The sequence below is a fragment of the Kitasatospora sp. NPDC059722 genome, assembly GCF_042733235.1.
Taxonomy (GTDB): Bacteria; Actinomycetota; Actinomycetes; order Streptomycetales; family Streptomycetaceae; genus Kitasatospora.
On record NZ_JBHWGD010000002.1, the window covers coordinates 54,628 to 77,498 of the forward strand.

Genomic DNA, 22,871 nt, shown 5'->3' on the forward strand with positions numbered 1-22,871 from the left:
ACCCTCGCTCGCTGCCCGGTCCCCGGCCCCGCCCCCCCGCGCGCGCCCCCCCCGCCCCCCCGCCGCCCCCCCCCCCCGCCCGCGGGCGGGGGGGGGGGGGCCCCCCACGACGTTCGCAGGTGCGGTTAGCGCGAGAGGTCGACGTCGAAGTCCACGGCTGCCAGATCGTCGTCATCGACCGTGTAGGCGCGGACCTGGAGCTTGAACTTCGCCCTCGGAACCTCCCTCGGGAGGCCGATGACCGCTGTCAGGACCGCGTCCCCCTTCGGGATGGGGCGCTTTCCGTCGCTGGTGTCGCAGCTCAGCTCCAGGCCCTCGGCACCGCCGCCGCGAAGCTCCGCAAAGAGGTCGTACTTGCGCTCGATCAGCTTGATCAGCCCGAGCTTGACCACGAGGTCGAAGTACGCGCCGTCCTCGATCGCCCTCGTCGCAGTCGCGTCGATCCGGAGTGTGACGGGGCTTCCCGGCTTCGGCGGATCCGGGGTGACGGTCATGGACTTGATCTGTAGCGCGTCCGTCGGCAAACCTCTGTCCACATAGCTCCAGCCGGCCATCTTGAACTCCCTCCGTCACGACGCACCGCCGTGGCACGTCGCGACAGTCTGGACTCCGGCAGGCGGCTCCTACGGACGGAGACACGTCAAACCACTCGAACGGGTGCGCGCTCAGCGGCCGACTTCCCGAAGGCGGAAGTCCTCGACCGTCTCCCTCCGGATCAGCAGCCGTGCCCTGCCATCCTTCACGGCGGCCACCGGCGGACGACCCACCATGTTGTAGCCGCTGGCCATCGACAGCTGGTACGCCCCCGCCGCCGGGACGGCCAGCAGGTCACCCGGCCGCAGATCCGCAGGGAGCGGCGCGTCGCGCACGAGCACGTCCCCGGCCTCGCAGTGCCGCCCGACCACGTCGACCCGCGCCGTCCCCGCGTCCGTACGGCGGCCCACCATCCGCACGGTGTACTCCGACCCGTACAGCACCGGCCGCGGGTTGTCGCTCATGCCGCCGTCCACCGCCGCGAACGTCCGCCCGTCCGCCGTGTGCTTCACGGACAGCACCCGGTACACCGCCACAGCCGCCGGGCCGGCGATCGCCCGGCCGGGTTCGACGATCAGGCGCGGCACCTCCAGGCCCGCCTCGGCGCAGCGCACCGCCAGCCGGTCCGTCACCCGCACCGCGAACTCGGCGACGTCCAGCTCCTCGTCGCCCGGCAGGTACCGGATGCCGTGGCCACCGCCGAGGTCGAGCTCGGGCAGCTCGACGCCGTGCCGGTCGCGCACGTCGGCGAGCAGCCGTACGAGCGTGTCCACGGACTGGAGGAACGGCTCGATCTCGGTGATCTGCGAGCCCAAGTGGCAGTGCAGGCCGACCAGTTCCAGCCCCGGCTGGTCGAGCACCCGGGCAATGGCATCGGCCGCGTCGCCGCCCTCGATCGGGAAGCCGAACTTCTGGCCGCCCACCCCCGTCCGCACGGCCGCGTGGTGCCCGGCCGCGATCCCCGGGACGACCCGGACCAGCACCTTCTGCGGCGTGTCCGCCGCCACCAGCGCCGCGAGCCGAGCGATCTCCGCCGGCCCGTCGATGACGATCCGGCCGACGCGCAACCGCCGCGCCAGCCTCAGGTCCTCCGGGGACTTCGCGTTGCCGTGCAGCAGGATCCGCTGCGCCGGGAACCCGGCGGACGAGGCCAGCCACAGTTCACCCGACGAACAGACGTCCAGGCCCAGTCCCTCCTCCGCGACCCAGTCCGCCATCGCGCTGCACAGGAACGCCTTGCCCGCGTACAGCACGTCCGCGTGCGGCAGCGCCCGGCGGTACGCGCGGGCGCGCCCCCGCACCTCGGCCTCGTCGAGGACGTACAGCGGCGTGCCGAACCGTTCGGCGGCCTCCGCCAGCCCGACTCCGCCGACCAGCACCTCCCCGCCGGGCCCCGTCCGCGCCGACGCGGGCCAGGGGCCGCCGAGCGCGTCGGCGGAGGTGGAGGTCACGGAGGGAGGGGCGGTGAGCTGGGTCATTGCGGCTCCTACGGAACGTCGAGCGGGTGGCGGTCAGTCCTCGAAGTGCATCGCGTACCGGCAGTGCGCCGGGCGGGTACGGCTGCGGTCGACCTCGGAAGGGGCCGGGGCGGCGGGCGCGGGCTCGGGGCGCTCGGCGACGGGCACGAGGCGGATCGTGCGTTCAAGCGGCTCGTCGACGTCGATCAGGGCGGTGGCGGTGGTCATCGAAGACTCCCAGGGAAGGTCGTGGAGGGCCGTCGTCCGCGGCCCCCGGTTCCAGTGCAAACCCATCGCACACCGACCGCACCCGCCCTTGACGCGTGACCTACGCGAACGGGGCCCACCTTGACGACTTCCTGACATTCCCCCCGACCCCAACCCCCCGAACGGGTGTTCGCGCAGGTCGGAGGCCGGATCGATCATGGTGTCAGGGAACTGTCAAAGAAGGCCGTTCCGCCGCCAAGCCCGCGTCAAGACCGGCATGGCGCACAGGAATCCGGTGGTGGGCTGTCCGCCGTTCCCGTCGCCACCGAACCCGCCGCCCCACCGCAAGGGGCAGCCCGGAAGGTCCCCGAGACGATGCGCCGTACGGCCCTCACGGACACCACCGACCACCCGCAGCACGCGCCCCACCCGCAGCAACCACAGCAACCGCAGCACCCCAGTCATCGGCCCAGCGGCCCCGCCAACGGACGCCGTCGCCTCATCACCCGGCAGCAGCTCGCCGAGGCCCTGCCCGCCGCCGTCCGCAAGCTGCACCCGCGCACGATGGTCCGCAACCCGGTCATGCTCGTCGTCGAGACCGGCTCGGCCCTCACCACGCTCACCGCCGTCGCCCGCCCCAGCGTGTTCGCGTGGCTCATCGGCTTCTGGCTCTGGCTCACCGTGCTGTTCGCCAACCTCGCCGAGGCCGTCGCCGAGGCGCGCGGCAAGGCGCAGGCCGACTCGCTGCGCCGCGCGCAGGCCGGCACCACCGCCCGACGGCTGCTGCACTGGCGGGTCGGCATCCCTGACCACCGTCACGAAGTCATCCCCGCCAACGAGTTGATGCTGCACGACATCGTGCTCGTATCGGCCGGCGAGGTGATCCCGCAGGACGGCGAGGTGGTCGAGGGCGTCGCCAGCGTCGACGAGTCCGCGATCACCGGCGAGTCCGCCCCCGTCATCCGCGAGTCCGGCGGCGACCGCACCAGCGTCACCGGCGGCACCAGAGTGCTCTCGGACCACTTGGTCGTCCGGATCACCTCCCGGCCCGGGCAGAGCTTCATCGACCGGATGATCAGCCTGGTCGAGGGGGCCAACCGACAGAAGACGCCGAACGAGATCGCGCTCAACATCCTGCTCGCGTCGCTCACCATCATCTTCATCCTCTCCGTCGTCTCCCTCCAGCCGATGGCCATCTACGCGCACGCCCCGCAGACCACCGTCGTGCTGTGTGCCCTGATGGTCGCGCTCATCCCGACGACCATCGGCGCGCTGCTCTCCGCGATCGGCATCGCCGGGATGGACCGGCTCGTCCAGCGCAACGTCGTCGCCCTTTCCGGCCGGGCCGTCGAGGCCGCCGGGGACGTCGACGTGCTGCTGCTCGACAAGACCGGCACCATCACCTACGGCAACCGGCGGGCCGTCGCCCTGCACCCGCTGCCCGGCGCGACGACCGAACAGCTCGCCGAGGCGGCACAGTTGGCGTCCGCCGCGGACGAGACGCCGGAGGGGCGCTCGCTCGTCGAACTGACGAACCGTCAGTACTGGGTGCCGCCAAGGGCGCCCGGCGAGCTCGGCGAACAGCGGCCCGTCCCGTTCACCGCGCACAGCCGGATGAGCGGCGTCGACCTGAGCTGGCCCGACGGGACCGCCTGCCTCATCCGCAAGGGCGCCGCGAACGCCGTCGCCCAGTGGGTCGTGCAGTCCGGCGGCCGGCTGCCGATGGCGGCCAAACCGCTCGTCGACCGGATCGCCGGGGACGGCGGCACCCCGCTGCTCGTCGCCGTGCACGACCGGCACGGCGCCCGCGCGCTCGGCGTCGTCGAGCTCAAGGACGTCGTCAAGGAGGGCATCGCCGAACGCTTCGCCGAGCTGCGGCGGATGGGCATCCGCACGGTCATGGTCACCGGCGACAACCCGCTCACCGCCAAGGCCATCGCCGAGGAGGCCGGGGTCGACGACTTCCTCGCCGAGGCCACGCCCGAGGACAAGCTCGCCTACCTGCGCCAGGAGCAGGCCGCCGGGAACATGGTCGCGATGACCGGCGACGGCACCAACGACGCCCCCGCCCTCGCCCAGGCCGACGTCGGCGTCGCCATGAACTCCGGCACCCCGGCGGCGAAGGAGGCGGGCAACATGGTCGACCTCGACTCCAACCCGGCCAAGCTCATCGACATCATCCGGGTCGGCAAGCAACTCCTCATCACCCGGGGCGCGTTGACCACCTTCTCGATCACCAACGACGTCGCCAAGTTCTTCGCGATCATCCCCGCGATGTTCGCGAACGCCTACCCCGGGCTGCACCACCTCAACATCATGGGGCTGCACAGCCCGCAGTCCGCGATCGCCTCCGCGATCATCTTCAACGCGCTGATCATCGTCGCGCTCATCCCGCTCGCCCTGCGCGGCGTCCGCTACCAGCCCGCCTCCGCGACCGACCTGCTCCGGCGCAACCTGCGGGTGTACGGGCTGGGCGGGCTGGTCCTGCCGTTCCTCGGCATCAAGGCGATCGACCTGCTGATCGAGTTCGTCCCGGGGCTGGGCTGACCGCCGCCGGTGCGAGTAGCGGTACCGGCACCGGTGCTACTAGTACGCACGGCTGTCAGGGGGCCGTCAAGATGCGGGCGACACGCGTCATGGCAGCGTCAGCGGCGACGCGGACGGGGTGGTTCCGGGGTTCACTGGACATGACGGAACCGAAGACACGCACCCACACGAAGACAAACTGGCACACGGAGGCGAACGGCCATGACCGGGACCACCCGAGTGATCGTCGGCCTGAGCGGATCACTGAGCAGTCTCGCCGCTCTCTACCACGCCGTCGGCGAAGCGGCGCGGCACGGAGCCACCCTCGTGCCGGTCGCCGCCTGGACCGCGCACGACCGGGACGGGCTGCGACCACTGTCCGAACTGGAGCACGCCGCCCGCCGGCGCCTCGACATCGCCTTCGAACAGGCCTACGGCGGGTACCCGTCCGGCCTGGTCGTCCACCCCGTGGTGGTCAACTCCGAACCGGGACCCGCCCTGGTCGGCGCCGTCACCGGCCCGGACGACATCCTCGTGATCGGCGCCGCCACCCGCCGTCGGCTCGACCGGCTGCGCCACGCGTCGGTCGCCCGCCACTGCCGCCACCGGGCCGGATGCCGGGTCGTCGAGGTGTCCCCGTCCGATCTGCTGACCCGCCTCGAACTCCCCGCCCGCACGGGCGCCCCGCTCCCGCTCCTCGCCCGCTGACGCCACCGACCGCGGCACCGCATCATCGCGGCATCGCGGCACCACGCCACCGACCGCATCACCGCGGCACCACGACCAGGGCCGCCGGGGCCGGCCCGGCGAGCCCCCCTCCGCCGCCCCCGTCCGATCCGCCCGGACGGGGGCAGCGCCATGCCAACGTTCCTACGGAGATGGGGCGTTGAGGTGGTCGCTCAGCCATGTGAGCGAGGGCGGGAGCAGTCGCGTCCAGGTCGTGAAGTTGTGCCCGCCCGAGTCCACCGTGGCCTGCGCCACCGTGAGCGGCGGACGGGCCGCCGCCGCGAAGGCCGACGAGTCCGCGTACGTGCTCCCGTCCTCCTTGCTGTCCGCGAGCAGCGCCGACAGCGACGGCATCGGCAGGTGCGCGAGGCGCCACGTGAGGTCGGCCTCGTCGCGGCGCTGCGCGCTGCCGCCGAAGAGGTCCCCGGTCGTGATGTCGTCCGCCGCCTTGAAGTAGCCGGAGAGCGAGACCACGGCCGGGAAGGTCTGCGGGTGCACCATGCCGAGCTTGAGCGCGCAGTAGCCGCCCGTCGAGTCGCCGATCACGCCGAGGCTCCCGGTGCCGTCCAGGACCCGGTAGGAGGCGCGCAGGTCGGCCGGGACGTCCGTCGTGTAGTACGACTGCGCCTGCGGGCCGTTCGGGACGTCCTCGCACTCGCTGTCCCGGGGCATCGACGGCGACGGGCGCATCAGCACGAGCACGGCCGGCCGCATCGCGCCCTTCCGCAGCAGGTCGAGCTCGTACGCCGGGTAGCGCAGCTTGGTGACGAGGTTGGCGGCGTCGCCGGGGAAGCCGGTCATCACGAGCAGCGCGGGGAACTGCCGGTGCTCGCCGCCCGGCTGGAAGTACTGCGGCGGCAGGTAGACGTAACCGTCGGTGCTCAGACCGGTCGTCCCGCCGGGGATGCGGACCTTGTCGAGCCGCCCGATCTGCGCCGGGTCGCGGCTGCCCGCCGGGGCGCCGGTGATGTCCGCCGTGCCGAGCACCTGGATCCCGGCGGGCGAGCGGGCGGGCCCGGTGCCGGTCGTCCCGGCACCGCTGGTCCCCGTACCGCTCGCCCCCGCACCGCTCGTCCCCGTAGCGCTCGGGGTGGCTCCGGCGCCCTGGATCACGGCCGCCCCGCGATCGTGCCCCAGCAGGTCGGACCAGCTGCTGTAGAAGACGAAGTAGTCGTTCACCGCGAGCCCCAGCGTGGCGACCAGCGCCAGCTGCGTGAGCACGATCGTGCCGAGCCGCAGGAACATCGCCGGCCAGCTCCGGACGGCCAACTTCGGCCACACCCACAGCGTGCCGAGCACCGTGGCCACGGTGAACAGCGCCGTCAGCGCGAGCAGCTTGTGACTGGTGAGTCCCATGGTCCGGCCTCCCCTACCACTGTGGACCACCGGTCCCGGATCCACAGCGCCTCCCACCCACCGTAATCGGATGGCACCCGAACGTCATGCGCTCCGGGGAGGGCGTTCGTACCGGGAGTTCGCCGGGAGTTCGTGTCAGAAGTTCGACAAAGGTGTCGAGGATCGCCCGGTTCCGGGCTATGCTTTCGGGTGTTTGAAAAGGCACCTCGTTCGGTGAGGCGTCTTCACGGACACAGGCCACTGACCCGACGACGTCGAGAGACGCCCAGGTTCAGGACAGATCTTCCCGACCTAAGGGTTGATCCCAAGTGGCTTCCCCGCAGTGCCCGTTGCGGCCGGGGATTACGCCGTGAAGTGCCAAAGCTCTGACGAGTTGGGGTGAGCCGGCGGCCCGGGGGGCAGGTTGGCGAGCTCCTGCCGAGTCGATGAACGCACCGCCCGTGGTGCGTCCGACCGGAAGGAGGCGATCGCATGGACAGCAGTAGTAGTAGTCCGGGCCACAGTCGGCCCCGTTCCCGCATGCCCGAGCACGCCTCCGGCAGACGCTGAACCCCCTTATCCCACCATGCTCCTGACGTTTCGTCAGTGCATGCGCACACCACCGTGCCCGCGCGGCCCTGCATCGGACGGCCGCCCCGGGTCGCGGTGCCGTGCCCGCAGGGGGTCACCGTCGCACGCCGCCAGGCGGGCCCGCGCGTCAACCCGCCAACCCCACGCCACGCCCGGCCGGGGCATGCCCTCGCACGCCCGCCGACCGTTGAACCCGAGGTGAGTCGCCATGTCCGTCGCCGCTTTCTTCCACCCCACCACCACCCGGACCGTTCCGCCCCGCGGCCTGCGCGCCGCCCTCGCCGGCGTCCTCGGCCGGATCGCCGCGGGCCCGATCGCCGCGGGCTCGATCACCGCGGGCCCGATCGACGACACCGTGCTCCGGGCCATCGGTTCGCAGGCCCCGGCCGGGCCGCCGATGCGCCTGCGGGCCCGCTGGGAGGCCGTCACCGCCGCCGACGGGACGGCAGGGCTGTGCGCCCGCTGGCACGCCGAGAGCTGACCGCCCGTCCGCCCCTGCCACCCACTCCACCAGCAGAATCACGCCGAAGGAAGTCCCGTCATGGCCGTCCGCTACCCCCGGCTCGACGTCATCTTCTCCGACCACCGGGCCGCCCTCCGCGCCGTCACGACGGCGAGCGCCCCCGCGGCCAAGGCCGCCCCCGCCGTTCCCGCCGCCCCCGCCGAGCGCGTCCCCGCACAGGCCGGTTCCGTCCGGGCCGCCACCGTCCGGGCCATCCGCCCGCAGGCCGGGGACGACACCCCGCCGAACGGGCTGGCGATCGACCCCGAGCAGCGCGTCGCCACCGTGAACGGCCGCGAAGTCGACCTCACCTTCATGGAGTTCGAGCTGCTCGCCCACCTGGTCGCCAACCCCCTGCGGGTGCACAGCCGCCGCCAGCTGATGGAGAGCGTGTGGGGCCGCCCCGACAACGGCGACACCCGCACCATCTCCACCCACATCGCCCGGATACGCCGCAAGCTCGGCCCCGGGCACCGGCCCACCCTCGCGACCGTCCGCCAGGTCGGCTACAAGTACGACCCCCGGCTGGCCGCCGCGGCCTGACCCATTTCGCCAACTCACCGTCACCACGGCCACGATGAGGTTTCCGATGACTCCCGGCAAGCTGCTCCCGCGGCGCGGCGAGGCGGCGGGGCTGCTCGTCGTCCTGACGCTGCTCGTCCTCGAAGGCCTCGCGCTGAACGAGGCCTCGGACCCGGACCGGCCGGTGATCGGCGCCGCCCTCATCGGGTCCGCCGCCACCGGTCTGCTGCTCGTCGGCGCGCTGCTCGTCGGCCGCCGCCTGGCGGCCCGGCGGAGGCTCCCGCTGCCTCCGCCGGGCCCGGACGGCCCCGTCTACAGCACCCGCGCCCTGGAGGGCTTCCCGATGGAGGCCGTCCGCCCGCTGCTGCTCACCGAGGACGGGCCGCAGCTCAACCAGCTCTACGCGGCCTGGGTGCTCGCCCTCGGCGGTCACACCGCGCCGTGGATCGCCCGCCGACTGGACCTGCCCGTCCCGACCGTCCGGATCCTCGTGGACGCCGTCCGCGAGCGGCGCCGGGGACCGCATCGGCCCGGCGCCAACCCGCCTCCGTCCCAGCACCGTTGACGACTACACCCGCCAACTCCCGCCCCCTGCACCGCACCACGAGAGGAACCCTTCGGTGATCACCGCCCTGGACCACGTCCAACTCGCCGCCCCACCCGGCAGCGAGGCCATGCTGCGCGCCTTCTACGGCGACATCCTGCAGATGGCCGAGCTCCCCCGCCCGGCCTCGCTCGCCGCACGCGGCGGGTGCTGGTTCGCCGCCGACGGTGGCCGCGTCCGGCTCTACCTGGGCATCGAGGACGCCTTCCGGCCGACCGCCAAGGCCCACCCCGGCCTGGTCGTCGACGAGATCGACGCCTTCGCGAGCCGGCTGGAGAGCTCCGGCGCGCTGGTCGTGTGGGACACCTCGCTGCCGCCGAACCGCCGCTTCTACACCCAGGATCCGGTCGGCAACCTGCTGGAGTTCGTCGAACAGCAGCCCGCGCCCACCCCTGCACAGCCGACCGGATCATCCAAGGAGCCTTCGTACCGGTGAAGGCAACCAGCCGAAACCGCAGGCTCCTTGAGGTCTCCTTGCCCGTATCCGGCTTCTACACCCGCGACCCGGGCGCGGCGGTGGCCCCGCCGCGCCCGGCGTTCGCCTGGGCGACCAGGTACGGCACCATCCCGCGCTCCGCCAGCGCCGTCCGCCAGGCGTCCCGCGCGAGCGCCAACTCGCCCGGGGCCCCGGCGTCACCGCCCTCGGCCGCCCGCGAGCGCGAGGCCGCGGCGGCCAGCCCGATCCCGCCCGCCAGCGCACTCACCAGCGCCACCCCGGCCGCGACCCACCCGGCACCGACCAGCGCCCCGCCCAGCACCTCCGAGTCGTCGGCCAGCCCGAGCGCGTAGCCGAGCAGCAGGAAGATCCCGGCCGCGGCCCCGGAGACGAGCGGCACGATCACCGCCAGCACCCCCAGCCACCCCGAGGCCCGCTCCGGCGCAGGCGCGTCCACCGGCAGCCGCGCCTCCGCGTCGGCGTCCGCCCGCAACCCCGCGTACCGCTCGTACTCGGGCGCGGCGGCGGCCAGCACGTACTCCGCGTTGTCCCGCGCACACCGCCGCAACCGCTCGACCCCGTGCGCCTGCTCCCCCCTCGCGCGCAGCGCGGCCTGCACCGCCGCCCCCGCGAGCGCCCTGCTGAGCACCGTCTCGAAGTCGGCCCGGTCCTGCTGAGGTAGCCGGAGCGGTCTGTCCATGGTTCAACCCCGTTCGCTGTTCGCGTCGCCCCCGCCTTGGCGCCTGCTTTACCAGCTCTTAGTTCTACAGCACTGTAGAGCATGGGGTGCAAAGGGAGCAGCAGTCGTGACCAGTGAACTTGCGGCTACGGAGCGGGATCGGCCATGGGCACACGCCGCGGTCCGGCCCGGCCGGATCCATCGTCCCGTCGAACGGCGGGGACTCCACGACGGGCCTAACCCACCGTCAGGATGCCCCGCATGAAGTGGTGGAACGTGCACTGGTACGAGTACGCGCCGCGCTGCGCCGGTGCCTTGAAGGTGGCCGAGGCGCCCGGGGCGATGGGGGCCGTGTCGAACGTGCGGTCCTGGGCGGTGAGGGTGTGCTCGACCGTGTCGGCGTTCACCACCGTGACGGTGCCGCCGGGGCGGACGGTGAAGTTCGCGGGCTGGAACAGGAAGTTCCCGATCGTCACCGTCACCGCCGTCGGGCCGCTGGGGGCCGCCGTCGTGGGGAGCCGTGGCGCGGCGGGTGCGGTGGTGGGGCCGCTGTCCTCCGGCGCCGAGCCGATGTAGGCGCTGAGGCATCCGGTGAGGGATGCGCTCAGGCCGGCGGCGAGGAGGAGGGCGCCGCCGGCCCGGGCGAGCCGGGTCGGCGGGCGCATCAGCCGGTTGCGGCGGGGGTGGGGGTGGCGAGCCGGATCCGGCGGGCGTCGGCCGAGGCCGGCGGGGCGGAGCCGAGGTTGGAGACCGTGGCGGTCAGGACGGCGTCCACGTCGGGGATCCAGTTGGTGGTCTTGGACGACACGATGAGCTGGCGGTGCTGCTCCGTCCCGTCGCACTGGATGTCCGTGTCGGCCGTGCGGGTGGAGCCGAAGGCCTTCGTGGCGGCGTCCTCCGGGTCCTGCTGCTCCACCGTGACGGTCAGCGACCTGGCCTCGGCGGCCACCCCGCACACGTATGTGACGTCGACCCGGACCTTGCCCGGGATCTTCTGGTCGATCCGCGCGCCGTCGATGGTGACCGACGTCGTCGGCTGATCGGGGCCCGCATCGGCCACTGCGGGCACTGCGGGTACTGCCAGGCCGCTGAGGGCCGTGGTGAGGACCGTCAGGATGATCCACCGCTGCACTGCCAACCTCCCTGGGGCTAGGACGAGCTGCGGCCGACGCTAATCGCCCGCCCCCGGCCCCGCGCGCCGGGCGGCCCGAACGGCTCACACCCCCCGGCACGCGCCGCCCCGGCGCCCGTCACCGGCCTCAGGCCGCCTGCCGCACCAGCCCGGCCCGCGCGCCCGGCCGCAGCCAGACGACCCAGGTGAGCGCCGAGCACGCCAGGTAGGCCGCCAGGAAGCCCACGTAGGCGGCGTCCCCGTTGTGGCTGGCCTGGAAGGACTGCCGGAAGGCGAGGTTCACGATCACCCCGCCGAACGCCCCGATCGCACCCGCGAGCCCGATGAGCGCGGCGGAGCGCCGCCGTGCGTCGGTCTCCGCCGCCGCGGGGTCGGCGCCCGCGGCGACGGCGGCGCGGGCCCGGCCCTGGTAGTGCGCGGGGATCATCTTGTACGTCGAGCCGTTGCCGATCCCGCTGAGGACGAACAGCGCGACGAACCCGGCCAGGAACAGCGGCAGCGAGCCCGCCCGGGAGGCGGCGAGCACGACGGCCGTCCCGGCGCCCATGGCCGCGAACGTCGCGAGCGTGACGCGCGCGCCGCCCCAGCGGTCGGCGAGCCGTCCGCCGACGGGCCGCAGGAGCGAGCCGAGCAGCGGCCCGAGGAAGGTGAGCGCGGCAGCCTTGACCGGGGTGTCGAAGCGGTCGTGGAACTGCACCTGGAGCACCTGCCCGAAGGCGAAGCCGAACCCGATGAACGAGCCGAACGTGCCGATGTACAGCGCGGACACGGCCCAGCCGTACGGGTCCCGGGCCACCTCGCGCAGCGCCCGCCCCTCCTTGGAACCGGCGGACGACGCCGGCAGGTTGTCCATCCTCCACCAGGCCCCCGCCGCCGCGAGCACGATCAGCGGCAGGTAGATCAGCGGCAGCAGCCGCGGGTGGGCCGCGCCCGCCGTGGCGAGGACGAGCAGCCCGAGCAGCTGCACGGCCGGCACGCCGAGGTTGCCGCCGCCCGCGTTGATGCCGAGCGCCCAGCCCTTGAGCCGGTGCGGGTAGAAGGCGTTGATGTTGGCCATGGACGAGGCGAAGTTGCCGCCGCCGACGCCGGCCACGCAGGCCACCGCGAGCAGCGTCCCGTACGAGACGCCGGGCTTCAGGACGAGGGCGGCGAGCACGGTCGGCACGAGCAGCAGCAGGGCGCTGATCACCGTCCAGTTCCGTCCGCCGAACCGCGCGACGGCGAAGGTGTACGGCAGGCGCAGCAGCGCGCCGAGCGCGGTCGGGAGCGCGGTGAGCGTGAACTTGCCCGCCGTGTCGATGTGGTACTGGGGCCCGAGGAAGAGCACGAGCACCGACCACAGGCTCCACACCGAGAAGCCGATGTGCTCGGAGAGGACGGAGAAGACGAGGTTGCGCCGGGCGATGCGGGCGCCGGCCCGCTGCCAGAACTCCTCGTCCTCCGGGTCCCAGCCGCGCAGTTCGGCCGGTCCGGCCGTACCGGCCTCGACGACTGTCGTCACTGCGCACCTCCGGAGACCCGGACGGGCCAGACCTTCAGGACGGCCGGGCGGCCGTCGGGGGCGGTGTCCTCGTCGAGGCAGCGGCCGTCGGTGAGGTCGAAGACCTGCTTGTACATCGGCGAGGCGAGGGTGGGGCGGTCGCCGCGGCTGCCGAGCAGGCCGCGGGAGAGCACCTGGGCGCCGCTGAACGGGTCGAGGTTGTCGACGGCGTACAGCTTCCCGGCGCGGTCGACGAACAGCGCGACCTGGTGCGCCTCGGAGAGCAGGACGGCCCTGCCGCGGCCGGGCTGCAGGTCGTCGAGGGTGCAGACGGCGTGCCAGCGGGTGCCGTCGTGGATCTGAACGTCGTGGATCTGAACGGTCACGGGGTGAGCACCTCCAGTCGGGCCCCGGCGATGAGGACCGGGGATTCGAGGGTGTGTCCGTCCTCGCCCGGGCGGGCGGGGCGGATCTGGCCGCGTTCGGGGACGAAGGTCACGGCCGGGTCGGGGGTTCCGGGGGCGTTGACGAAGGAGGAGAAGCGCCGCAGCCGGTCGGGGTCGGCCAGGGTCTCGGCCCATTCGTCCTGGTAGCCGCCTATGTGACGGGCCATCAGTTCGTCGAGCTCGGCGGCGATGCCGAGCGAGTCGTCGAGGACGACGGCCCGCAGGTGGTCGAGGCCGCCCTCCAGGCGCTCCAGCCAGACCGAGGTGCGTTCGAGGCGGTCGGCGGTGCGGATGTAGAACATCAGGAAGCGGTCGATGGTGCGGATGAGCGTCTCGCGGTCGAGGTCGGCGGCGAGCAGGTCGGCGTGCCGGGGCGTCATGCCGCCGTTGCCGCCGACGTAGAGGTTCCAGCCGGCCGAGGTGGCGATGATGCCGAAGTCCTTGCTCTGCGCCTCCGCGCACTCGCGGGCGCAGCCGGAGACGGCCGACTTGAGCTTGTGCGGGGAGCGCAACCCCCGGTAGCGGAGCTCCAGTTCGATGGCGAGCGTGGTGGAGTCCTGGACGCCGTAGCGGCACCAGGTCTCGCCGACGCAGGACTTCACGGTGCGCAGCGACTTGCCGTAGGCGTGGCCGGACTCGAAGCCGGCGTCGACCAGTTTGCGCCAGATCACCGGGAGTTGGTCGACGGTGGCGCCGAACATGTCGATCCGCTGGCCGCCGGTGAGCTTGGTGTAGAGGCCGTGGTCGCGGGCGATCTCGCCGATCGCGATGAGGCCCTCGGGGGTGATCTCGCCGCCGGGTACGCGCGGGACGACCGAGTAGGAGCCGTTGCGCTGGATGTTGGCGAGGAAGTGGTCGTTGGAGTCCTGGAGGGCGCCCTGTTCGCCGTCGAGGATGTGGCCGTTGCCGAGGCTGGCCAGGATGGAGGCGACGGTGGGCTTGCAGACCTCGCAGCCCTCGCCGCTGCCGTGCCGGTCGAGCAGGTCGGAGAAGCTCCCGATCCCCGTCACGCGGACGATCTCGTACAACTCGGCACGGGTGTGGGCGAAGTGCTCGCACAGGCCCTTGTCGGTGCTGACGCCGGCCGCCTCCAGCTCCTCGGTGACGACGGTGCCGAGCATCTTGACGCAGCTGCCGCAGCCGGTGCCGGCCCGGGTGCACTTCTTGACGGCGGCGACGCTGTCGCAGCCCTGGTCGCGGACGGCGGCGCGGACGGCGCCCTGGGTGACGTTGTGGCAGGAGCAGAGCACCGCGTCATCGGGCAGGGCGACCGGTCCGGCGTTCGCGAACCCGGCGGGCAGCACGAGCTGTTCGGCCGGGACGGTGAGCGGCTTGCCGGCCACCGCGAGCGGGCGCAGCGTGCCGTAGGCGTCGGTGTCGCCGACCAGGACGCCGCCGAGCAGGGCGCCGTCCCGGCCGATGACGAGCTTGCGGTAGACGCCGCCGCGGCTGTCGCTGTAGAGCACGTCGAGCGCGCCCTCGGCGGTGCCGTGCGGGTCGCCGAAGCTGGCGACGTCGACGCCGAGGAGCTTGAGCTTGGTGGAGGTGTCGGCGCCGGTGAAGCCCTCGCCGGGCAGGTCGGCCAGCGTCCGTGCCGCCGTCTCGGCCATCTGGTAGCCGGGCGCGACGAGGCCGTAGACGCGGCCGTCGGCGGCCTGGGCGCACTCGCCGATGGCGAGGACCGCCGGGTCGGCGGTGCGGCAGTGCTCGTCGACGACGACGCCGCCGCGGGCGCCGACCGGCAGGTCGCAGTCGCGGGCGAGCTGGTCGCGGGCGCGCACGCCGGCCGAGAACACCACGAGGTCGGCGGCGAGTTCGCGGCCGTCGGAGAGCGCGAGCCCGGTGACCCGGCCGTCCTCGCCGGTGACGACGCCGCTCGCGCCGGCGCCGGTGTGCACCGTCACACCGAGGTCCTCGATCTTGCGGCGGAGCACGGCGCCGCCGCCGTCGTCGACCTGGACGGCCATCAGGCGGGGCGCGAACTCGACGACGTGGGTGGTCAGTCCGCCGGCCCGCAGTGCGCCGGCGGCCTCCAGGCCGAGCAGCCCGCCGCCGACGACGACGCCGGTGGCGGCCTTCTCCGCGTCCGAGCGGATGGCGTCGACGTCCTCGATGGTGCGGTAGACGTGGCAGCCGGGCGCGTCCTTGCCGGGCACCGGCGGGACGAACGGGACCGAGCCGGTGGCCAGCACGAGGGCGTCGTAGCGGACTTCGGCGCCCGATCGGGTGCGCACCAGGCGCGCCGCCCGGTCGATCGCGGTGGCCGGGTCGCCGAGGCGCAGGTCGATGCCGTGCTCGGCGGGGAAGCCGGGCGGGCACAGCGAGAGGTCCTCGGCGGTGCGGCCGTCGAACAGTGCGCTCAGGTGGACCCGGTCGTACGCGGGCCGGGGCTCCTCCGCGAGCACGGTGATCCGCCAGCCGCGGGCGGCGGGCAGCGCGGTGAAGGCCTCCAGGAAGCGCTGGCCGACCATGCCGTGGCCGACCAGGACGAGGTCACGGCTGCTGCGGTGGTCGGGCGTCATCCCATTGCTTATGGTCATCGCGGTTCTCCTCGGGTGAGCAGGTGCAGGGGGTGGCCGCCGAGCGGTCCGCCGCTCTCGAAGGCGCCGGCCAGCGCGTCCACGGTGGCCAGGTCGCCGAGCAGGATCGCGCCGACCAGGCGGTCGCCGCGCAGGACGAGCTTCTTGTAGCTGCCGCGGGTCGCGTCGGCGATCCGCAGGACGTCGAGACCGGGGTCGAGGGTCTCGTCCACGGCGCCGAAGGCCGCGTACTCCAGGTCGCCGGTGCTGAGCCGGGCGCGCGGGACGCTGCCGGTGTAGCGGGCGTCCGGGTCGGCGCCGGACAGCCGCCGGGCGAGCACGTCGGCCTGTTCCCAGGCGGGGCCGGCCAGGCCGTGGACGGTGCCGCGGTGCTCGGCGCAGTCGCCGATCGCGGACACGTTCCCGGCGGAGACGTCCCCGGCGACGGCCAGTCGGTCGTCGACCAGGATCCCGGTGCCGACCGGCAGCCCGGCGCCGTACGCCAGGGCGGTGCGGGGGCGGGTGCCGCAGGCGAGCACGACCAGGTCGCAGTCGAGCCGGTAGCCGTTGGCCAGTTCCACCGCGCCGACCCTCTCCCCGCCGTGGACGGCGCGGGCGCGGTTGCGGGCGTAGGTCTCGACGCCGAGCGCCAGCAGCCGCTCCCGCAGTACCTCGGCCGCCTCGTGGTCGAGCTGACGCTCGATCAGATGTGGTGCCTGGTGGACGATCTCGGTGCGGACGCCGAGCGCGGCCAGCGCCCGGGCGGCGCTCACGCCGAGCACCCCGCCGCCGATCACCACCGCGCGCTTCGCGGTGACGGCCTCCTCGGCGAGCCGCCCGCAGTCCTCCAGCGTGCGCAGGGTGTGCACGCCCTCGGCGAGGCCCAGCCCGTCGGGGCGGCGCAGCCCGCGCACCGGCGGCAGCACCGGGTTGGAGCCGGTCGCGAGGACGAGCTCGTCCCACGGCTCGACGGTGCCGTCGGCCAGGGTCAGCGTGCGGGCGGCCGGGTCGAGGACGACGACCTCGCAGCCGGGCCTGGTTTCGGCCCCGCCGAGCGGCAGCGCGATCGACTCGGCGTCGTAGCGCCCGGTCAGGACGTCCGCGAGCAGCACCCGGTTGTAGGGCGCGCGCGGCTCGGCGCCGTAGACGGTGACGGTGCCGGGCCCGCCGAGCGCGCCGTAGCGCTCGGCGAAGCGGGCGCCGGCCATGCCGCCGCCGACGACGGCGATCCTCGGTTCCCTGGTCACGGTGCCACCTCCTGTCCGGCGCGCGCGGCCTGCCCGGCCACCTCGCCACTCCGGTCGAACGGGCGCGCGGCCTGCCCGTCCGAACCGCCGTCCCGCCCGCCCGCTGCCTCGCCGTCCCCGGCAGCCCAGCCGCCGCTCGGCCCGGCCGCCTTCTCCACCCGCACCGCGCACACCTTGAACTCCGGCATCCGGGACACCGGGTCGAGCGCCGGGTTGGTCAGGCTGTTGGCCCGGCCCGCCCCCGGCCAGTGGAAGGGCATGAACACGGTGTCCGCCCGGATCGCGTCGGTGATCCGCGCCGGGGCCACCGCCCGTCCGCGCCGGCTCGTCACCGCCACCGGCTCCCCGTCGGCCACCCCGAGCCGCTCGGCGAGCCGCGGGTGGAGCTCGACGAACGGGCCGGGCGCGGCCCTGGTGAGCTCGGCCACCCGCCGGGTCTGCGCGCCGCTCTGGTACTGGGCGAGCACCCGGCCGGTGGTCAGGTACAGCGGGTACTCCTCGTCTGGCTCCTCGCCGGCCGGGCGGTGGGTGACGGCCGCGAAGCGGGCCCGTCCGTCCGGGGTCGCGTACCGGTCGAGGAAGAGCCGCCTGGTGCCCGGGTGGTCCTCGGCCGGGCAGGGCCAGAACACGCCGTCCTCCGCCGCGATCCGCCGGTAGCTGATGCCCGCGTAGTCGGCGTCGCCGCCGGCCGAGGCGCGGCGCAGCTCGTCGAAGGCCTCCTCGGCCGCCACCGGGAAGCCGGTCGCGACACCCAGGCGGGCGGCCAGTTCGCGCAGCACCCACAGCTCGCTGCGGACGCCCTCGGGCGGGTCGAAGGCGCGGCGGCGCAGGATGACCCGGCCCTCCAGGTTGGTGGTGGTGCCGTCCTCCTCCGCCCACTGCGTCACGGGCAGGACGACGTCCGCGAGGCGGGCCGTCTCGGACAGCACCAGGTCGGCGACGACCAGCAGGTCCAGCGCGCGCAGCCGCTCGGTGACGTGCCCGGCGTTCGGCGCGGACACCGCCGGGTTGGAGCCGGCCAGCAGCAGCGCCCGGACGCCGTCCGGCCGGCCGAGGCCGTCCAGCAGCTCGTACGCCGACTTACCCGGGCCCGGGATGCTCTCGGGAGGCACGCCCCACACCGCGGCGACGTGCTCCCGGGCGGCCGGGTCCTCGATCGAGCGGTAGCCGGGCAGCTGGTCGGCCTTCTGGCCGTGCTCGCGCCCGCCCTGCCCGTTGCCCTGACCGGTGAGGCAGCCGTAACCGGCGTACGGACGGCCGGAGTTGCCGGTCGCCAGGCACAGGTTGATCCACGCGCCGACGGTGTCGGTGCCCTTGCTCTGCTGCTCCGGGCCGCGCGCGGTGAGCACCATGCCGGTCTCGGCGGTGCCGAACAGCCGGGCCGCCTCGCGCAGTTGGTGGGCGGGCACGCCGGTGATCCGCTCGACGCGGTCCGGCCAGTGCGCCATCGCGGCCTCGCGGGCCGCCTCGAAGCCGGACGTCCTCCCGGCGATGAAGTCCTTGTCCACCAGGCCGTCGGCGATCACCAGGTGCAGCAGGCCCAGCGCGAGCGCCAGGTCGCCGCCGGGGCGGGGCTGCAGGTGCAGGTCGGCGAGTTCGGCGGTGCGGGTGCGGCGCGGGTCCACGACGATCAGGGTGCCGCCGTTCTCGCGCAGTTCGCGGAAGTAGCGCACGGCCGGCGGCATCGTGTCGGCCGGGTTGCCGCCGACCAGGATCAGGCAGCCGGTGTGCGGGATGTCCTCCAGCGGGAACGGCAGGCCGCGGTCCAGGCCGAAGGCCCTGCGGTGGGCGGCCGCCGCCGAGGACATGCAGAACCGGCCGTTGTAGTCGATGTTCGCGGTGCGCAGCACCACCCGGGCGAACTTGCCCAGCAGGTACGCCTTCTCGTTCGTCAGCCCGCCCCCGCCGAACACGCCCACCGCGTCCGGCCCGTGCTGCTCCCGCACCCGGGCGAGCCCGTCCGCCACGCGGTCCAGCGCCTCCGGCCAGCCCACCGCCCGCAGCGGCCCGCCGGGCCGGTCGCGCAGCAGCGGGCCGGTCAGCCGGACGTCCCGGGCGAGCACGGCCGCCGCCGAACGGCCCTTGCCGCACAGCGCGCCCCGGTTCACCGGGAACTCCGGCCGCTCCAGCACCTCGGGCGTGCCGTCCACGCCACCACCCAGCCGCATGCCGCACTGCAGCGAGCAGTACGGGCAGTGGGTGTCGGTGGTCGGCGTGGGGGCCGCCTTCGGGCTGGTCAGCGTCATGCCGAGGAATGTCGCCGTCCGCTGTTTCGCGACCGCGTCACCCGTGTTGCGGGCGCGGTACACCTCCCTCACGGCCGCCCGGCCCCAGGGTGCGCTCCAGGAACACCGGCCGTAACCGGAGCAGCCCTTTCGCTTACCTGGGGGTGACGGGCGGGCAACGCCCCCGTAACGTGCACGCCGCACGCTGACCGGCATGGCAACCCCCACCGCCCAGCCCGGGCCCCTCACCGGCTTCACCGTCGGGGTCACCGCGGCTCGCCGCCGCGAGGAACTCGTCGCCCTCCTCACCCGGCGCGGCGCCCAGGTGGTCGAGGCGCCCGTGCTGCGCATCCTGCCGCTCGCCGACGACCTCGCCCTGCGCGAGGCCACCGAGCGGTGCCTGGCCGCCCCGCTCGACTACGTGGTCGCCACCACGGGCGTCGGCTGGCGCGGCTGGATGAGCGCCGCCGAGGGGTGGGGCCGCGGAACCGCCCTCGCCGAGGCCTGCCGGGGCGCGGTCGTGCTCAGCCGGGGCCCCAAGGCCACCGGCGCGGTACGGGCCAGCGGCCTCGGCGAGGGCTTCTCCCCCAGCACCGAAGCCACCGACGAGCTCCTCACCTGGCTGCTCGCCCGCCCCCTCGACGGGTGCCGGATCGCCGTCCAGGAGCACGGCGTGCGGCTCGACGCCTTCGCGGCGGCCCTGCGCGAACGCGGCGCCGAGGTGATCTCCGTCCCCGTCTACCGCTGGGCCCCGCCGGACGACATGGCCCCGGTGCGGCGGCTGGTCGAGCAGACCGTCCGGCGCCAGGTGCACGCGCTCACCTTCACCAGCGCGCCCGCCGTCGCCGCCTTCCTCGCCACCGCGGAGGCCGAGGGCCTGCGCGAACCCGTCCTCGACGCCCTGCGCGGGGACGTCCTGCCCGTGTGCGTCGGCGCCCTGTGCGCACGCCCGTTCGCGGACCTCGGGCTGCCGACGGTGTACCCGGAACGCGGCCGGCTGGGCTCGCTCGTCCGGCTGCTGGCGGAGACGCTTCCCACCCTCGGCCGGCGCGAAATCCCGTTGTCCGATGCGGTGTTGACGCTCCAGGGCAACGCGGCACTGGTCGACGGCGAGAGCCACCTCCTCAGCCCTCGCGGCGCCGCCGTCCTCCGGGCCCTCGCCGAACGCCCGGGGCACGTGCTGAGCCGCGCCGAACTCCTGCGCGCCGCCTGGACGGACGCGAGCGCGGACGAACACGCGGTCGAGGCGGCCGTCGGGCGGCTGCGGGCGGCGCTGGGCGCGCATGCGGGGCTCATCCGGACGGTGCCCAAGCGGGGCTACCGGTTGGCGGCGGGCTGATGCTGCTGGCCGTGGCGCACGGGAGCCGGGACGCGGCGTCGTCCGCGACAATTCGAGCGCTACTTCACCGCGTTCGTCTTCTCCGACCCGAACTGCCGGTCCGCTGCTGCTTCCTGGACCTGAACCGGCCGTCGCTGGACCAGGCCCTGGCCCTCGCCCAACTTCAGCACCAGAACCCCATCCTGGTCCCGCTCCTCCTGAGCACCGGCTACCACGTGCGCGTCGACATCCCGGCAGCGGTGGCCGCCGCCGGCCTCCCAACGTCCCAGGTCGCCCGCGCGCTGGGCCCACACCCGCTGCTCGCCGAAGCCCTGGCCGATCGCCTTGCCGAGAGCGGCGCCACCCCGGAGGCCCCGGTGGTCCTGGCCGGCGCCGGCTCCTCCGACCCGACGGCCATCGCCGACACGACACGGATGGCAAGCCTCCTGGCCACCCACCTGGGCCGCCCGGTCACCCCGGCCCACCTGTCGGCGGCGAGCCCCACCCCCCACGAGGCCGTAGCCGCGCTGCACTCCGAGGGCCACCGAGAGGTAGCAGTAGCGACCTACCTCCTGGCCCCCGGCTTCTTCGCCCGCCGAGCCGCGACGACGGAAGCGAGGTGGACGAGCGCCCCCCTCGCCGCCCACGAGGCCGTCGCCCGCCTGATCCTCCACCGCTACGACGAGGTCAGCCGGTCGAATTCACCAGCCTTGACGCCGACCAGAAGGGAACGGAGCCTGTCGCGCGAGGTGGCGATGACGACGTCGGGCTCATCACTCTCCCGGAGCCTGATACTGCGGTCAGGGGCCGCCGCGACATAGATGCAGTTGGCTGCGTCACCACTGAACGAGGACTTCTGCCAGTCGTGAACGGCCATACTCGGTCCTGTCTCAGATGCTCTGGGCAATTCGGCGGATGAGGTCGCGGGATGCGTCCGGCCGGAGCGCGCTCGCCTCCAACCGGTCCATCACAGCCCGATACTTGATCAACTGCGGCTCGGTGTCAATGAACTCCGATCTGTCGCCATCGACCTGGACACTGTCCAATCGTGCGACCTCGGCCTCGAAGTACACAATCCCGGCGCCGGAGCTGGGGTAGCTCCCGGTGCCGAACGGGATCACCCTCAGGTCGATGTGCGGTCGCTCGCTCGCGGTCAGCAGGTATTCCAGTTGCTCACGGGCGACCACCGATCCACCGAAGCCCATCCGCAGTGCAGCCTCGTGGACGACGGCAGAGAGCGGAATCGGCTGCTCGCCATAGATCACCGCCTGCCGCTTGATGCGATGGGAGACGAGATGCTCGACTTCCGGCGGCGAGAAGGGCGGAACGACATCCCGGAAGAGCGCGCGAGCGTGCTCCGGGGTCTGCAAGAGTCCGGGGACGTGGATCGCGGAAGCGATCCGCATCGACTGCGCGTGGTGTTCGAGTACGGCCAGGTCGAGCGCCCCGGCCGGAAGGATCTCGCGGTACTCCTCCCACCAACCCCTCGTGCGACCGCCGGTCAAACGCGTCAGCGCCTCGATCAGGGCGTCATCCGCACAGCCGTAGAGGCGCGCCAGAGTCCGCACCCGGTCCGCGCTCACCGGGTAGCCGCCGGATTCGATGTTGCTGATCCGGGACTGCGGGGTGCCATGCAGCTCCCCGGCTCGCGTGACCGACAGTCCCGCCTGCTCACGCAACCGGCGCAACTCCGCGCCGAGTCGCCGCTGCCGGATGCTCGGTGGAATCTTGCTGGGTGGCATCCGCTGCTCCCTTCCCTCGCTCGCCATGGCCGGCGCCGTTCACCCTTTGGAGTGGCGGTGCTAATACTTCTTCAAAGGCGGTGGTCTACATAGTACCGGGCTGGCTATCTTTGATTCTGCGTCAGTTACGTTCCGCCGCCCTTGGCGGTGGCAGCGTCGCGCCCAACTCCCGTTCACGTAGGAGACTTCCATGGCTGCTGCGCCCTCTCCAAACCCCCACGTGCCCTTCGAACAGGAGTTGTGCGCGCTCGTACTCGACACCGCACCCCGGCTCTTCGCCGTCGTCCAGGTGTGCGACGAGGGCGCAGCCGACGCCGACGGGTGGGTCGTGGCCTGGGGTCTCGCCGACGCCGACGGGCCGACCCACGTCATCAGCATCGACGGCCGGGCGCGCATGGCCCTCACCTCCCCCGAGCGCGCCGTCCGCCACTTCACCACCCGGCCGGGGATCTCCGCGCGCCTGGTCTGGCTCGCCCAACCGGCCGCCGCCGCACTGGACCACCTCGAAGCCGCCTGATCCTCAGAACCCTCTGCGCGGGAAGTCGATCCGGCCGACTTCCCGCGCCCATGGTACCCAGGCGGGCTGAACAAACCGCCCGGACCGCCGCCCTGGCGGGCGCGGGGGGGGCGGGCCTGGGGCGCG

22 protein-coding genes, 1 pseudogene and 1 riboswitch are annotated in these 22,871 nt (G+C 73.6%); of the genes and pseudogenes, 9 read left to right on the top strand and 14 right to left on the bottom strand.

Annotated elements, in window-relative coordinates; genetic code table 11:
• Nucleotides 1–125 precede the first annotated feature (125 nt).
• The 3 genes from ACFV4F_RS01490 to ACFV4F_RS01500 all read right to left on the bottom strand — a co-directional run bounded on the left by ACFV4F_RS01490 (nucleotide 126) and on the right by ACFV4F_RS01500 (nucleotide 2,219).
• Nucleotides 126–554 (bottom strand): ML domain-containing protein, encoded by a 429-nt coding sequence (locus ACFV4F_RS01490; RefSeq protein WP_380500047.1) that lies wholly within the window; start codon nucleotides 552–554, stop codon nucleotides 126–128.
• Nucleotides 555–665: 111 nt separating this feature from the next.
• A complete protein-coding gene (lysA, locus tag ACFV4F_RS01495) occupies nucleotides 666–2,012 on the bottom strand; it encodes a diaminopimelate decarboxylase (RefSeq protein ID WP_380500048.1) in 1,347 nt (448 codons plus the stop codon).
• A gap of 33 nt (nucleotides 2,013–2,045) precedes the next feature.
• On the bottom strand, nucleotides 2,046–2,219 hold the full coding sequence (locus ACFV4F_RS01500) for a hypothetical protein (protein WP_380436530.1): 174 nt from the start codon (nucleotides 2,217–2,219) through the stop codon (nucleotides 2,046–2,048).
• 354 nt (nucleotides 2,220–2,573) lie between these two features.
• Between ACFV4F_RS01500 and kdpB the strand changes: the two genes are divergently transcribed.
• Both kdpB and ACFV4F_RS01510 read left to right on the top strand, forming a co-directional pair.
• Nucleotides 2,574–4,745, top strand: a complete 2,172-nt coding sequence (gene kdpB, locus ACFV4F_RS01505; protein ID WP_380500049.1) for a potassium-transporting ATPase subunit KdpB — start codon at nucleotides 2,574–2,576, stop codon at nucleotides 4,743–4,745.
• Between the two features lie 201 nt (nucleotides 4,746–4,946).
• Entirely contained in the window at nucleotides 4,947–5,432 is a 486-nt protein-coding gene (locus tag ACFV4F_RS01510; RefSeq protein ID WP_380436534.1) for a universal stress protein, read from the top strand.
• Between the two features lie 162 nt (nucleotides 5,433–5,594).
• Here ACFV4F_RS01510 and ACFV4F_RS01515 read toward each other — a convergent pair whose 3' ends face one another.
• A complete protein-coding gene (locus ACFV4F_RS01515; RefSeq protein ID WP_380436536.1) occupies nucleotides 5,595–6,806 on the bottom strand; it encodes an alpha/beta hydrolase in 1,212 nt (403 codons plus the stop codon).
• Nucleotides 6,807–7,004: 198 nt separating this feature from the next.
• Nucleotides 7,005–7,191, top strand: a riboswitch (M-box (ykoK) riboswitch).
• A 393-nt stretch (nucleotides 7,192–7,584) separates the two neighbouring features.
• Between ACFV4F_RS01515 and ACFV4F_RS01520 the strand changes: the two genes are divergently transcribed.
• Genes ACFV4F_RS01520 through ACFV4F_RS01535 form a run of 4 tightly spaced genes read left to right on the top strand, consistent with a single transcriptional unit; the run spans nucleotide 7,585 to nucleotide 9,440 of the window.
• Nucleotides 7,585–7,857 carry a hypothetical protein gene (locus ACFV4F_RS01520; protein ID WP_380500050.1) on the top strand — a complete coding sequence of 91 codons (273 nt, stop codon included), beginning with the start codon at nucleotides 7,585–7,587 and terminating at the stop codon, nucleotides 7,855–7,857.
• A gap of 60 nt (nucleotides 7,858–7,917) precedes the next feature.
• Entirely contained in the window at nucleotides 7,918–8,421 is a 504-nt protein-coding gene (locus ACFV4F_RS01525; RefSeq protein WP_380436540.1) for a winged helix-turn-helix domain-containing protein, read from the top strand.
• A gap of 46 nt (nucleotides 8,422–8,467) precedes the next feature.
• Entirely contained in the window at nucleotides 8,468–8,965 is a 498-nt protein-coding gene (locus ACFV4F_RS01530) for a hypothetical protein (RefSeq protein WP_380500051.1), read from the top strand.
• Between the two features lie 55 nt (nucleotides 8,966–9,020).
• Nucleotides 9,021–9,440, top strand: a complete 420-nt coding sequence (locus ACFV4F_RS01535) for a glyoxalase (RefSeq protein WP_380500052.1) — start codon at nucleotides 9,021–9,023, stop codon at nucleotides 9,438–9,440.
• 55 nt (nucleotides 9,441–9,495) lie between these two features.
• Here the strand turns inward: ACFV4F_RS01535 and ACFV4F_RS01540 are convergent, their stop codons facing one another.
• The 8 genes from ACFV4F_RS01540 to ACFV4F_RS01575 all read right to left on the bottom strand — a co-directional run bounded on the left by ACFV4F_RS01540 (nucleotide 9,496) and on the right by ACFV4F_RS01575 (nucleotide 19,189).
• Complete coding sequence (locus ACFV4F_RS01540; protein WP_380498488.1) at nucleotides 9,496–10,140, bottom strand: hypothetical protein; 645 nt, start codon at nucleotides 10,138–10,140, stop codon at nucleotides 9,496–9,498.
• Between the two features lie 215 nt (nucleotides 10,141–10,355).
• The gene (locus ACFV4F_RS01545) at nucleotides 10,356–10,784 is read right to left on the bottom strand and encodes a cupredoxin domain-containing protein (protein ID WP_380436548.1); all 429 of its coding nucleotides are present in this window, start codon (nucleotides 10,782–10,784) and stop codon (nucleotides 10,356–10,358) included.
• On the bottom strand, nucleotides 10,784–11,251 hold the full coding sequence (locus tag ACFV4F_RS01550) for a hypothetical protein (protein WP_380436550.1): 468 nt from the start codon (nucleotides 11,249–11,251) through the stop codon (nucleotides 10,784–10,786). Before ACFV4F_RS01550 ends, ACFV4F_RS01545 begins: the two co-directional genes overlap by 1 nt.
• A 127-nt stretch (nucleotides 11,252–11,378) precedes the next feature.
• Nucleotides 11,379–12,752 (bottom strand): nitrate/nitrite transporter, encoded by a 1,374-nt coding sequence (locus ACFV4F_RS01555; protein ID WP_380436552.1) that lies wholly within the window; start codon nucleotides 12,750–12,752, stop codon nucleotides 11,379–11,381.
• Nucleotides 12,749–13,117, bottom strand: a complete 369-nt coding sequence (gene nirD, locus ACFV4F_RS01560) for a nitrite reductase small subunit NirD (protein ID WP_380500054.1) — start codon at nucleotides 13,115–13,117, stop codon at nucleotides 12,749–12,751. Before nirD ends, ACFV4F_RS01555 begins: the two co-directional genes overlap by 4 nt.
• Entirely contained in the window at nucleotides 13,114–15,699 is a 2,586-nt protein-coding gene (gene nirB / locus ACFV4F_RS01565; RefSeq protein ID WP_380500148.1) for a nitrite reductase large subunit NirB, read from the bottom strand. The genes nirD and nirB overlap by 4 nt, the downstream gene beginning before the upstream one ends.
• 14 nt (nucleotides 15,700–15,713) lie before the next feature.
• On the bottom strand, nucleotides 15,714–16,943 hold the full coding sequence (locus ACFV4F_RS01570) for an NAD(P)/FAD-dependent oxidoreductase (protein WP_380500055.1): 1,230 nt from the start codon (nucleotides 16,941–16,943) through the stop codon (nucleotides 15,714–15,716).
• Nucleotides 16,940–19,189, bottom strand: a complete 2,250-nt coding sequence (locus ACFV4F_RS01575) for a molybdopterin oxidoreductase family protein (RefSeq protein WP_380500056.1) — start codon at nucleotides 19,187–19,189, stop codon at nucleotides 16,940–16,942. The genes ACFV4F_RS01570 and ACFV4F_RS01575 overlap by 4 nt, the downstream gene beginning before the upstream one ends.
• A 193-nt stretch (nucleotides 19,190–19,382) precedes the next feature.
• On the opposite strand from ACFV4F_RS01575, the gene ACFV4F_RS01580 reads away from it, so the two are divergent.
• A complete protein-coding gene (locus tag ACFV4F_RS01580; RefSeq protein ID WP_380500057.1) occupies nucleotides 19,383–20,507 on the top strand; it encodes a uroporphyrinogen-III synthase in 1,125 nt (374 codons plus the stop codon).
• Nucleotides 20,507–21,307 (top strand): sirohydrochlorin chelatase, encoded by an 801-nt coding sequence (locus ACFV4F_RS01585; RefSeq protein ID WP_380500058.1) that lies wholly within the window; start codon nucleotides 20,507–20,509, stop codon nucleotides 21,305–21,307. The genes ACFV4F_RS01580 and ACFV4F_RS01585 overlap by 1 nt, the downstream gene beginning before the upstream one ends.
• Here the strand turns inward: ACFV4F_RS01585 and ACFV4F_RS01590 are convergent.
• Together ACFV4F_RS01590 and ACFV4F_RS01595 are read right to left on the bottom strand one after the other, a co-directional pair.
• Nucleotides 21,256–21,363: pseudogene (locus ACFV4F_RS01590) on the bottom strand (DUF397 domain-containing protein); the annotation flags it as partial. The gene ACFV4F_RS01585 and the pseudogene ACFV4F_RS01590 overlap by 52 nt on opposite strands.
• Nucleotides 21,364–21,376: 13 nt before the next feature.
• A complete protein-coding gene (locus tag ACFV4F_RS01595; RefSeq protein WP_380500059.1) occupies nucleotides 21,377–22,228 on the bottom strand; it encodes a helix-turn-helix domain-containing protein in 852 nt (283 codons plus the stop codon).
• A gap of 220 nt (nucleotides 22,229–22,448) precedes the next feature.
• Between ACFV4F_RS01595 and ACFV4F_RS01600 the strand changes: the two genes are divergently transcribed.
• Nucleotides 22,449–22,745 carry a hypothetical protein gene (locus ACFV4F_RS01600; RefSeq protein ID WP_380500060.1) on the top strand — a complete coding sequence of 99 codons (297 nt, stop codon included), beginning with the start codon at nucleotides 22,449–22,451 and terminating at the stop codon, nucleotides 22,743–22,745.
• The last annotated feature ends 126 nt before the right edge of the window (nucleotides 22,746–22,871 follow it).

What these genes read in the sequence shown, in the direction of transcription:
- ACFV4F_RS01575 (WP_380500056.1), bottom strand. Translation starts at nt 19,189, where the DNA reads ATGACGCTGACCAGCCCGAAGGCGGCCCCCACGCCGACCACCGACACC.
- ACFV4F_RS01520 (WP_380500050.1), top strand. Translation starts at nt 7,585, where the DNA reads ATGTCCGTCGCCGCTTTCTTCCACCCCACCACCACCCGGACCGTTCCG.
- ACFV4F_RS01510 (WP_380436534.1), top strand. Translation starts at nt 4,947, where the DNA reads ATGACCGGGACCACCCGAGTGATCGTCGGCCTGAGCGGATCACTGAGC.
- ACFV4F_RS01490 (WP_380500047.1), bottom strand. Translation starts at nt 554, where the DNA reads ATGGCCGGCTGGAGCTATGTGGACAGAGGTTTGCCGACGGACGCGCTA.
- ACFV4F_RS01530 (WP_380500051.1), top strand. Translation starts at nt 8,468, where the DNA reads ATGACTCCCGGCAAGCTGCTCCCGCGGCGCGGCGAGGCGGCGGGGCTG.
- nirB (WP_380500148.1), bottom strand. Translation starts at nt 15,699, where the DNA reads ATGACGCCCGACCACCGCAGCAGCCGTGACCTCGTCCTGGTCGGCCAC.
- ACFV4F_RS01525 (WP_380436540.1), top strand. Translation starts at nt 7,918, where the DNA reads ATGGCCGTCCGCTACCCCCGGCTCGACGTCATCTTCTCCGACCACCGG.
- ACFV4F_RS01595 (WP_380500059.1), bottom strand. Translation starts at nt 22,228, where the DNA reads ATGCCACCCAGCAAGATTCCACCGAGCATCCGGCAGCGGCGACTCGGC.
- kdpB (WP_380500049.1), top strand. Translation starts at nt 2,574, where the DNA reads ATGCGCCGTACGGCCCTCACGGACACCACCGACCACCCGCAGCACGCG.
- ACFV4F_RS01580 (WP_380500057.1), top strand. Translation starts at nt 19,383, where the DNA reads ATGGCAACCCCCACCGCCCAGCCCGGGCCCCTCACCGGCTTCACCGTC.
- lysA (WP_380500048.1), bottom strand. Translation starts at nt 2,012, where the DNA reads ATGACCCAGCTCACCGCCCCTCCCTCCGTGACCTCCACCTCCGCCGAC.
- ACFV4F_RS01585 (WP_380500058.1), top strand. Translation starts at nt 20,507, where the DNA reads ATGCTGCTGGCCGTGGCGCACGGGAGCCGGGACGCGGCGTCGTCCGCG.
- ACFV4F_RS01545 (WP_380436548.1), bottom strand. Translation starts at nt 10,784, where the DNA reads ATGCGCCCGCCGACCCGGCTCGCCCGGGCCGGCGGCGCCCTCCTCCTC.
- ACFV4F_RS01500 (WP_380436530.1), bottom strand. Translation starts at nt 2,219, where the DNA reads ATGACCACCGCCACCGCCCTGATCGACGTCGACGAGCCGCTTGAACGC.
- ACFV4F_RS01540 (WP_380498488.1), bottom strand. Translation starts at nt 10,140, where the DNA reads ATGGACAGACCGCTCCGGCTACCTCAGCAGGACCGGGCCGACTTCGAG.
- ACFV4F_RS01515 (WP_380436536.1), bottom strand. Translation starts at nt 6,806, where the DNA reads ATGGGACTCACCAGTCACAAGCTGCTCGCGCTGACGGCGCTGTTCACC.